Raw genomic sequence first — 2,744 nt, 5'->3', positions numbered from 1 at the left:
GCGCCGCCTTGGCGTTCGGCGGCCTGCCGGCGGTTCTCGGCGGCGCGGTGATCCTGATCGTCGTGGTCGCCGCGCGCGCCAGCCTTCCCGCCGGCGCGCTATCGCTGCTGCAGATCCTGGGGGCGATCTGCAGCCTCTGGACGATCGGAGTGACCGCAGCGATGATGGCGGAGGTTGGAGGCCTCGGTCTTGGGCGCGGGGTTCTCACCTATGCGATCGCGATGCTGCTGGTGCCCGCGTTGGGCGCGCTGGCGATCAGGATCCTCGCCTTCCAGCCGTTCAGCGTGCCCGCCGCCTCGATGATGCCGACCGTGCTGGTCGGCGACAACGTGTTCGCGACCAAATATGCCTATGGCTACAGCCGCTATTCGCTTCCCTTCGCGCCGCCACTGTTTGCGGGGCGCATGTTCGGCGCGATGCCGGCGCGCGGCGACGTCGTTGTCTTCCGCCTGCCCAGAGGCGAGGGCGGCGTCGACTTCGTCAAGCGGGTGGTGGGCCTGCCCGGCGATCGTATTCAGATGCACGACGGCGTGCTGCACATCAACGGCCGGCCGGTGCCTCGCGAGCGGCTCGCGGACATTGCGGGCGAGGAGGCTTGCGGCGGAACCGCGGGGGCCGTGAAGCGCTGGCGGGAGACGCTGCCGAATGGCGTGAGCCATGAGACGATCGATTGCCTCGATCATGGCGCTTTCGATGAGACGAACGCGATCACCGTGCCGGACGGACATCTGTTCATGCTCGGCGACAACCGGGACAATTCGACTGACAGCCGGATGTCGCAGATCGGCACGATTCCGGTCGAGAACATCATCGGCCGCTTCGGCATGATCTTCTTCTCGCGCGACCCCGGCGGGGAGGGCGCGGCGCCGCGGACCCGCTTCGAGCGGATCGGGACGGTGGTGCGCTGAACGCGGAATGGCATCAGACCATAGGGTGGGCAAAGGCGCTGCCGTGCTGTCTCCACGGACGAGACCGCGGTGGCGACGTGCCCACCATCGGGAGCGAACTCATCAGCAAGCCGGTGGGCACGGCGCGCGACGGTGTGCGAAGAACACCGGTGCGCCACGCGCCTTTGCCACCCTACGACGACCCGCATGAGCGAAGCGACATGCGGGTTCATCGACACGGCTCGTGAGACCCCGGATGTCGCTGCGCTCATCCAGGCTACGCACTGTGCCCAGCGCAAGCCGCCGAAGCCCGGCACAAACGAAAACCCCGGCATCGCTGCCGGGGTTTTGCAACTATCAGATGGGTGCGTGGACTTAGAAGTCCATGCCGCCCATGCCGCCGCCCGGAGGCATCGCGGGGCCGCCGGCGTTCTTCTTCGGCAGCTCGGCGACCATCGCCTCGGTGGTGATCAAGAGGCTCGCCACGGAGGCGGCGTTCTGGATCGCGGTGCGCACGACCTTGGTCGGGTCGATGATGCCCTTGGACACCATGTTCACGTAGTCGCCCGACTGCGAGTCGAAGCCGTAGGCATACTGCTCCTTCTCGAGGATCTTGCCGACGATGACCGAGCCGTCCTCGCCCGCGTTGATGGCGATCTGGCGGGCCGGAGCGGAGAGCGCCTTGCGGACGATCTCGACGCCGGTCTTCTGGTCCTCGTTCTTGGTGCGGACACCCTTGAGCTGCTCGGAAGCACGGAGCAGGGCGACGCCGCCGCCCGGCAGGATGCCTTCCTCGACAGCCGCGCGGGTCGCATGCATCGCGTCATCCACGCGATCCTTGCGCTCCTTCACCTCGACCTCGGTCGCACCGCCGACGCGGATCACCGCGACGCCGCCGGCGAGCTTGGCCAGACGCTCCTGCAGCTTCTCACGGTCGTAGTCCGAGGTGGTCTCCTCGATCTGCGCCTTGATCTGCGCCACGCGCGCCTCAATGTCGGCCTTCTTGCCGGCGCCGTTGACGATCGTGGTGTTCTCCTTGTCGATCATCACCTTCTTGGCGCGGCCGAGCATGGAGAGGTTGACGTTCTCGAGCTTGATGCCGAGGTCTTCCGAGATCGCCTGGCCGCCGGTCAGGATCGCGATGTCCTGCAGCATGGCCTTGCGGCGGTCGCCGAAGCCCGGCGCCTTGACGGCAGCGACCTTCAGGCCGCCACGCAGACGGTTGACGACCAGGGTGGCCAGAGCCTCGCCCTCGACGTCCTCGGCGACGATGACCAGCGGCTTGCCGGTCTGCACCACGGCCTCGAGCAGCGGCAGCAGCTCGTTCAGCGACGACAGCTTCTTCTCGTTGATGAGGATGTAGGCGTCGTCCATCTCAACGCGCATCTTGTCGGCGTTGGTGACGAAGTAGGGCGAGATGTAGCCGCGATCGAACTGCATGCCCTCGACGACGTCGAGCTCGGTCTCGAGCGACTTGGCTTCCTCGACGGTGATCACGCCCTCGTTGCCGACCTTCTTCATGGCGTCGGCGAGGAACTTGCCGATCTCGGAGTCGCCGTTGGCGGAGATGGTGCCGACCTGGGCGATCTCGTCGTTCGACGTGACCTTCTTGGAGTTCTTGACGAGATCGGCGACGACCGCCTCGACCGCGAGGTCGATGCCGCGCTTCAGATCCATCGGGTTCATGCCGGCGGCAACCGCCTTGGCGCCTTCGCGCACGATGGCCTGGGCCAGCACGGTCGCGGTGGTGGTGCCGTCGCCGGCCGCGTCAGCGGACTTCGAGGCGACTTCGCGCACCATCTGCGCGCCCATGTTCTCGAACTTGTCGTCGAGCTCGATCTCCTTGGCGACGGTGAC

Annotated in this window: 2 protein-coding genes; one reads left to right on the top strand and one right to left on the bottom strand. The window is 66.8% G+C overall.

The features are described 5' to 3' along the window. The first annotated feature begins 143 nt into the window (after nucleotides 1-143). Entirely contained in the window at nucleotides 144-908 is a 765-nt protein-coding gene (lepB, locus tag BRAO375_RS17280) for a signal peptidase I (protein WP_502688920.1), read from the top strand. A gap of 354 nt (nucleotides 909-1,262) precedes the next feature. Here lepB and groL read toward each other — a convergent pair. Further along, nucleotides 1,263-2,744 (bottom strand): chaperonin GroEL (gene groL / locus BRAO375_RS17275; RefSeq protein WP_035640772.1); only part of this gene is annotated, 1,482 nt, incomplete at its 5' end.

Source organism: Bradyrhizobium sp. ORS 375, from assembly GCF_000239775.1.
GTDB lineage: Bacteria > Pseudomonadota > Alphaproteobacteria > Rhizobiales > Xanthobacteraceae > Bradyrhizobium.
This window is presented reverse-complemented; position numbering and strand designations above follow the sequence as displayed.